Origin of the sequence: Streptomyces sp. MS19, assembly GCF_047200595.1 — a bacterium.
Classification (GTDB): Bacteria; Actinomycetota; Actinomycetes; order Streptomycetales; family Streptomycetaceae; genus Streptomyces.
In genome coordinates this window covers 219,144-225,821 of the sequence record NZ_JBJZOH010000007.1, presented here as the reverse complement: position 1 = coordinate 225,821, position 6,678 = coordinate 219,144, and the positions used below count along the sequence as shown (strand labels likewise).

5 protein-coding genes are annotated in these 6,678 nt (G+C 75.3%); 2 read left to right on the top strand and 3 right to left on the bottom strand.

Features of this window, described 5'->3' with window-relative positions; translation table 11 throughout:
* Positions 1–771: 771 nt before the first annotated feature.
* Positions 772–3,231 (bottom strand): PQQ-binding-like beta-propeller repeat protein, encoded by a 2,460-nt coding sequence (locus ACL02R_RS10700; RefSeq protein WP_412796610.1) that lies wholly within the window; start codon positions 3,229–3,231, stop codon positions 772–774.
* Positions 3,232–3,460: 229 nt separating this feature from the next.
* Between ACL02R_RS10700 and ACL02R_RS10695 the strand changes: the two genes are divergently transcribed.
* Both ACL02R_RS10695 and ACL02R_RS10690 read left to right on the top strand, forming a co-directional pair.
* Positions 3,461–4,114, top strand: coding sequence for a TetR family transcriptional regulator (locus ACL02R_RS10695; protein WP_412796609.1), 654 nt, complete (start codon positions 3,461–3,463; stop codon positions 4,112–4,114).
* A gap of 140 nt (positions 4,115–4,254) precedes the next feature.
* The gene (locus tag ACL02R_RS10690) at positions 4,255–5,412 is read left to right on the top strand and encodes a flavin-containing monooxygenase (protein WP_412796608.1); all 1,158 of its coding nucleotides are present in this window, start codon (positions 4,255–4,257) and stop codon (positions 5,410–5,412) included.
* Between the two features lie 141 nt (positions 5,413–5,553).
* Here ACL02R_RS10690 and ACL02R_RS10685 read toward each other — a convergent pair whose 3' ends face one another.
* Both ACL02R_RS10685 and ACL02R_RS10680 read right to left on the bottom strand, forming a co-directional pair.
* A complete protein-coding gene (locus tag ACL02R_RS10685; protein ID WP_412796607.1) occupies positions 5,554–6,054 on the bottom strand; it encodes an ATP-binding protein in 501 nt (166 codons plus the stop codon).
* Between the two features lie 169 nt (positions 6,055–6,223).
* The gene (locus ACL02R_RS10680; protein WP_362963861.1) at positions 6,224–6,592 is read right to left on the bottom strand and encodes an STAS domain-containing protein; all 369 of its coding nucleotides are present in this window, start codon (positions 6,590–6,592) and stop codon (positions 6,224–6,226) included.
* Between the last annotated feature and the right edge of the window lie 86 nt (positions 6,593–6,678).

Below are 6,678 nucleotides of genomic sequence, written 5' to 3'. Positions count from 1 at the left end.
ACATCACCGCCGCCTGAAGGCGGCCATGCGTCCGCCCGTGCGGGCGGCGCGACGCCCCGGCCCGTCCGACGCACCCCGACCGTGCCACCTCCCGGTGCCGCCCCGTTCCACCGCCGCGCCGGAGCCGGGACGGCGGCTCCGCGAGCGGGTCGGACCGGCCGCCGGAACTCCGGGCGGTAACCGGGCCGCCACCGCCATCCGGCAGGCCGTGGCCTTCCCCGCCTGGCACCGCCCGTCCCCTGCCACGCCCGACGAACGCCGCCACCAGGCCGTGTCGTTCAGATCTCTCCTGGCGCGCGCCGCCGGTCACCGCACCTCGCCGCATCACCGCATCGCCCGGGTACGCCCGGTACGCGTGGCGATCCGGTGCCTTGCGACGCACGGCGTCCGACAACGCGGGCCGATCCGCCACGATCCGAACGACACGACCCAGGTGACGCCGGAGCACCGGCGGACGCGCGGCGGCGGACGGGCTTGCGAGATCCCGGGCCGGCACGGCCGCGGGCACTCCCGCGGCGCCGCCGGCCGTCGCCAGGACGCCGTCGGAGAGCGTGCGGCGTGGTGATCCGCGTACCACCACCCCGGCCCGGCGCACCCGCCGGTGAAGTCCTGTCCACGCCGGTCCTCGTGACGCCCGCATGCCGCCTCCCCCCTTGTCGGTCACCGTGGCGGGAGAGTCACGCCCGCCACCCACTCCGTGACTCTAAGTGACCGAATGGCGACAGGGAAGGGCACAGAGCGTTATCCACCCGTTCGAGTGATGAGGGCCGCTCAGGACTGGCGGGTGCCCCGCGCCGCGTCCAGCGCGTACACACAGTGGTCCTTGCTGCACGCGAAGACCATGCCGTCCGCCGCCGCGGGTGTCCCGGTGATCTCGCCGCCGGTCTCCAGCTTCCAGCTGAGCCGGCCGCTCACCGCGTCCAGCGTGTAGAGGCAGTGATCGGCCGACCCGAAGTGCAGCCGCCCGTCCCTGACCACCGGCGAGCCGACGATCGCCTCCCCCGCCGCGAACCGCCAGCGCGGCGTGCCGCTGACCGCGTCCAGCGTGTACATCGCCGCGCCACTGCCCAGGTGCACCAGGCCGTCCGCCACCACGACCGGCTCGGCCGTCTGCCGCGTCTCCGTGGCGATGCGCCACCGGTCGTCGCCCGTCGCGACATCGAGCGCGTAGACCGTCCCCAGGTAGTCCGCGAAGTAGACACCCGCCGCCCGGCTGCGCGCGGACTCGTACGTCGGCGGGCTGAGGATGGCCGCCGGCGCGTCGAAGCGCCACCGCTCCGCGCCCGTCGCCGCGTCGAGCCCGAGGACCCGCGACCCGGCGCTCACGTACACCGCGCCGTCGTCCGCCGGCGCGATCCGCACCGGCACACCGCCGGTCGCCGACACGTCCCCGACCGGATGGCGCCACAGCTCGGCACCCGTGCGCGCCTCCAGCGCGTACAGCAGGCCCTCGCCCCACACGTAGACCGTCCCGCCGTGCACGACCGGCGCCGTGTCCGGCGACTCGAAGTCGGTCTGCACGCCGGACAGCTCCCACAGCCGCTCGCCGTTCGCCGACTCCCACGCCTGCACACCGCCGCCGCGCGTGGCCGTGACGAGCGTCCCCCGGTCGGCGCGCAGCCCGTAGATCCAGCCCTCCGCCGGGATGCGCCAGCGGTCCGAGCCGTCCGTGGCGTCCAGCGCGTACAGCGCCGCGCCGTCCGAGGCGAGGACCCGGCCGCCCGTCACCGCCAGCGCCCAGGCGGGCTCCCGCGTCTTGAACTGCCTGCGCCCGCTGGCCACGTCCAGGGCGTGCACCTCGTGCGACGTGACGTACAGCAGGCCGCCGCGCACGGTCGGGGAACCCCACAGCTCGTGGTTCATGCGGAAACGCCACGGCCGCCAGCGCGACGGGGCGACCTGCCGGCCCGGCGCGGCCTGCCCGGAGCGCGCGCCACCGGAATGCGGCACGGCCGCCACCGGCGCGCCGGCCGGCGGTCTCGCCCAGTCCGGCGAGTGCGGCACCAGGTGGTCGCCCGGCCCGGACGGCTCGCCCCGCTGCGGCCCGGGGCCGATCGGCACGCGCGCGCCGGGCAGCCGCACCGGGTCGCCGGTGGGCGGCGGGAGCACGTCGGCGGCGGGCTGCGCCACCCGGCCCGGCGTCGCCCGGCCCGCGGCACCCCCCGTGTACGGCGGCGACGAGGGCGGCGGCAGCGGCCGGGCGTCCGGGGCCGGGGCGGGCACGGCGGGCGGGGGAGGCGGGGACGACGCCACGGGCGCGGGCGCGGGCGGCCCCTGCTTCGCCTTGCGCGCCTCGGGCCGCTCCCGCGTCCGCCCCGACTGCTCGGGCAGGAGGCGCGGGACACCGCCACGGCGCCGCTCGATCATCTCCACCGCGCCGCTCGGCAGCCACGCCGACGCCGTGCCGCTGTCGTCGCTCGCGGCGAAGAGGTGCGGGGCAAGCTCGGCCTGCAACTCCGCAGGGGTCGGCCGGTCCTCCGCCTTGTGCTCCATCAGCGACTCGATGAGGGGCCGCAGCTCGTCCGGCAGCCCGGTCAGGTCGGGCCGTTCCCGCAGCAGCATGAAGACGGTCTCCACCGGGTTCGCGCCCCGGTAGGGCGGGTGGCCCGTGGCGGCGAAGACCATGGTGGACGCGAGGGAGAAGACGTCGCTGGCGCCGCTGACGCTGCGGGAGTCGCGCGCCTGCTCGGGCGACATGTACGCGGGGGTGCCGACCGCGACGTTCGTCATGGTCAGCCGGGTGTTGGAGACGCCGGACGCGATACCGAAGTCGATGACGCGCGGCCCGTCCTCGACGACCAGCACGTTCGACGGCTTCAGGTCGCGGTGGACGAGCCCGGCGCCGTGGATCGACTGGAGCGCCTCGGCGATCCCGGCGGCCAGCCAGCGCACGGCCTGCGCGGGCAGCGGCCCGCACTCGGCGACGATCTCCTCAAGCGACGGCGCGGGAACGTACGCGGTGGCGAGCCACGGCACGGCCGCGCCCGGGTCGGCGTCCACGACGGCGGCCGTGTAGAAGCCGCTGACCGCGCGCGCGGCCTCCACCTCACGCGTGAAGCGCACCCGGAACAGCTGGTCCTCGGCCAGCTCGCTGCGCACCGTCTTGATCGCGACCCGGCGCCCCGAAGCGGACCTGGCCAGAAAGACGAGCCCCATCCCCCCGGCGCCCAGCCGGCCGAGCACCTCGAACGGCCCGATCCGTCGCGGATCGTGCTGCGTCAGCTGCTCCACTGCTCCTGCACCTCCCCGTTAGGGCGCTGCTTCCCCGCCCTGTGCAGCATCTCATCCGCCACCGGAAAGCTGCGGGCTCCGGGACGATTCTTCCTGCCGGGACCGACCGTGGCGAACCCGGGGTCCGGCTTGGGCGGAGTGTTGGCAGATGTCCGGCCCGGTCGGTAAGGATTCCCCATTCGGATGCGATCAAATCGCGCCGAGATCACGCGTAGATAAGCTGACTGGCATGACAGGACAGGTAACGACCGTTGACGGCCGGGTCGCCGGCCGCCGGGGTCAGGCCACACGGCAGAAACTGCTCGACTGCCTCGGCAGGATGCTGGGCGCCTCGCCCTACCGCGACGTGAAAGTCATCGACGTAGCACGCAAAGCGGGCACGTCACCGGCCACTTTCTACCAGTATTTCCCGGATGTGGAGGCCGCCGTCCTGGAGCTGGCCGAGACGACCGCGCGGGAGAGCGCGGCGCTCTCCGAGCTGGTCACCGGACGCTCCTGGGCCGGTCGCGCGGGCCGCCAGACGGCCGAGGAGCTGGTCGACGGCTTCCTCGCCTTCTGGCGCAAACACGACGCCATCCTCCGGGTGATCGACCTCGGCGCGGCCGAGGGCGACCGGCGCTTCGTCCGCATCAGGACGCGCGTGCAGGGCGCCATCGTGAAGCCGCTCGCCGACACCATCGACGAGCTGCGCAGCCGCAGCCGCGGCGGTGAGGCGGACACCTCCCCCGCCGCACTCGCGGGCTCCCTCGTGACGATGCTCGCCGCCGTCTCGGCACAGCCCAAGAGTCTCCAGGCGCTCGGCGCCAAGCAGGCCGACCTGAAACCGGCGCTGACGTCGCTCGTCCATCTCGGGGTCACCGGCCGCAGGCCCGCCGCCAAGTAGCGCGCCGGGCACCGCCGCCCGGTCCCTGTCCCCGGGACGGCGCCCCGCCGTCGCCGCGCAACCCCAACCGCCGCTCCGCGCCCGCCACTTCCCCGGCGGGCACGGGGCGGCGCTCACCACGCCCTGCGTATGCTCGGCACATGCCGACGCCGACCGCACCTGTCCATGTCATCGGAGCGGGGCCGGGCGGTCTCGCCACCGCCGCCGCCCTGGCCGGACGGGGCATCCGCACCGTCCTGGTGGAGAAGTCCGGCGACGTCGGCGCCTCCTGGCGCGGGCACTACGACCGCCTGCGCCTGCACACCACGCGCCGCGGCTCCGCGCTGCCCGGCCTGCCCATCCCGCGCTCCGCCGGACGCTGGGTGCGGCGCGACGACTTCGTGCGCTACCTGGAGGTCTACGCGCGCCACCACCGCCTCGACCTGGCCACGGGCGTCGAGGTCTTCCGCGTCGTCAGGGAGCCGGAACGGGAGCCGGACGGCGGCTGGCTGCTGGAGGCGACGGCCGGGCGCAGGCTGCGGGCGAGCGCCGTCGTCGTCGCCACCGGCCACAACCACACGCCCTGGCTGCCGGACTGGCCCGGTCGCGACGCGTTCACCGGCGAACTGCTGCACGCCTCCCGCTACCGCGAGCCGAGCCCGTACGCCGGGCGGGACGTGCTCGTCGTCGGCGTCGGCAACACCGGCGCCGAGATAGCCGCCGACCTCGCAGAAGGCGGCGCGGGACGCGTACGCCTCGCGGTGCGCACCCCGCCGCACATCCTGCGGCGCTCCACCCTCGGCTGGCCCGCGCAGGCGAGCGGCATCCTGTGCCGCCGCCTGCCCGTCCGGCTCGTGGACCGGCTGGCGCGGCCCGTCGAGCGCAGCCTCCCCGACCTGACGCGCTACGGGCTGCCGCGCCCCGCGACCGGCCTCTACTCGCGGGTGCGCGAGGGCGCCATCCCGGTGCAGGACGCGGGGCTCGTCCGCGCGGTGAAGCGCGGGAAGGTCGAACCGGTGGGCGCGGTCGAGTCGTTCGACGGCCCCGAGGTACGGCTCGCGGACGGGACGGCCATCACCCCCGAGGTGGTCGTCGCCGCCACCGGCTACCGGCGCGGGCTCGAACCGCTGGTCGGCCACCTGGGGCTGCTCGACGGGCGGGGACGCCCGCTGGTGCACGGCCGCCAGACCCATCCGACCGCGCCGGGGCTCTACTTCACCGGCTACACGAATCCCCTCAGCGGCATGCTGCGCGAACTGGCGAGGGACGCTCCGAAGATCGCCGCGGCGGTCGCCGCGGCCGCGAAGGCGCGCGGCTGACGGGCGGCTGACGGGCGGCCGACAGGCGGTCGAGGGAGAACGGGCCCCTCCCGTCGAGTGGAAGGGACCCGCGGGGGCGATCCGCACTCGCCGAGGCGCCCCCCGGTCGCCCGGCGGTCCTCGGCGTCCCCTCGCGACGCATCACCCCGCTCCGCCCGATCCGGCCTCCACGGACCTGGGCGGAACACTTCTCAGAGTCATCAAGCCACCACGACTCGTCAATACCTGGCCGGATTCCGCCGCGTGCGGGCAGTCGAGTTCGCACCACACGCGTTTGCCGCCGCCCTCGGGCTGCCAGCCCCAGCGGTCCGCCAGGACCTCGACCAGTTCGAGGCCCCGCCCGCCGGTGTCCTCGCCCCGCGCCCGGCGCGGACGGGGCGCGCGTGCGCCCTCGTCCACCACTTCGAGCCGTACGGACTCCGGTTCGCGCACCGCGAGCCGCAGCACCGCCGGACGCCCGGTGTGGACCACCGCGTTGGTCACCAGCTCGGACACCAGCAGCACCAGGGTGTCCGTCCGCGCGTCGTCCGGGCAGGCCGGGCAGGGCTGCCCGCGGCCCAGCTGCGCGCGCACCCACCGGCGGGCGCGGCCCACCTCCGAGGGCTCGGGGGCGACCTCCAACTGCTCTTCCAGCTCCTGCACCGTTCACACCATCCGAACCGGCGGACATCTCGCCACTCACCGAGGCGCAACCTCGGCTCCGCCCAGCATGATTGACGGCGGACTCGGACAACAAGCGCTTCCGGCATATTCCGGCGCAAAGGAGTAAGGAGCCGCGCCTGTGTGCGAACGGCGCGGCGGGGCGGGCGGATCAGGCCGTCAGGCGCTGTCCGGCCGCCGCCGAGGCGAGGTCGGGATAGCAGTCGAAGAGGCGGCGCACGCCGAGGGCGGCCAGCACGCGGTTCACATGGCTGCCGTCCTCCGCGCCCCTGGCGGGCAGGATCAGCCGCAGCTCGCCGCCGCACGAACGCATCAGCCGCCGGGCCGCGACCAGCACGCCGACGCCGCTCGAATCGCAGAACAGCACGTCGGACAGGTCGAGTACCAGCAGTCTGCGGCCCTCCGCCACCGCCTCGTGCACGTGCTGGCGCACGAGCGGCGAGGTCGCGAGGTCCAGTTCGCCCGCGACGCGCAGCACGGTCCACTCCCCCCGCTGCTCCCCCTGCACGGTCAACGTCACGAGAGTCGGGCCCTTCTGTGTTATGCCACGGTCACGGACCGGGGGCCCGTGCCGGGCCCACTCTATGTGCGGCCTGCCCACTTCTC

Coding starts and splice junctions, on each gene's coding strand:
- ACL02R_RS10695 (WP_412796609.1), top strand. CDS start 3,461: ATGACAGGACAGGTAACGACCGTTGACGGCCGGGTCGCCGGCCGCCGG.
- ACL02R_RS10690 (WP_412796608.1), top strand. CDS start 4,255: ATGCCGACGCCGACCGCACCTGTCCATGTCATCGGAGCGGGGCCGGGC.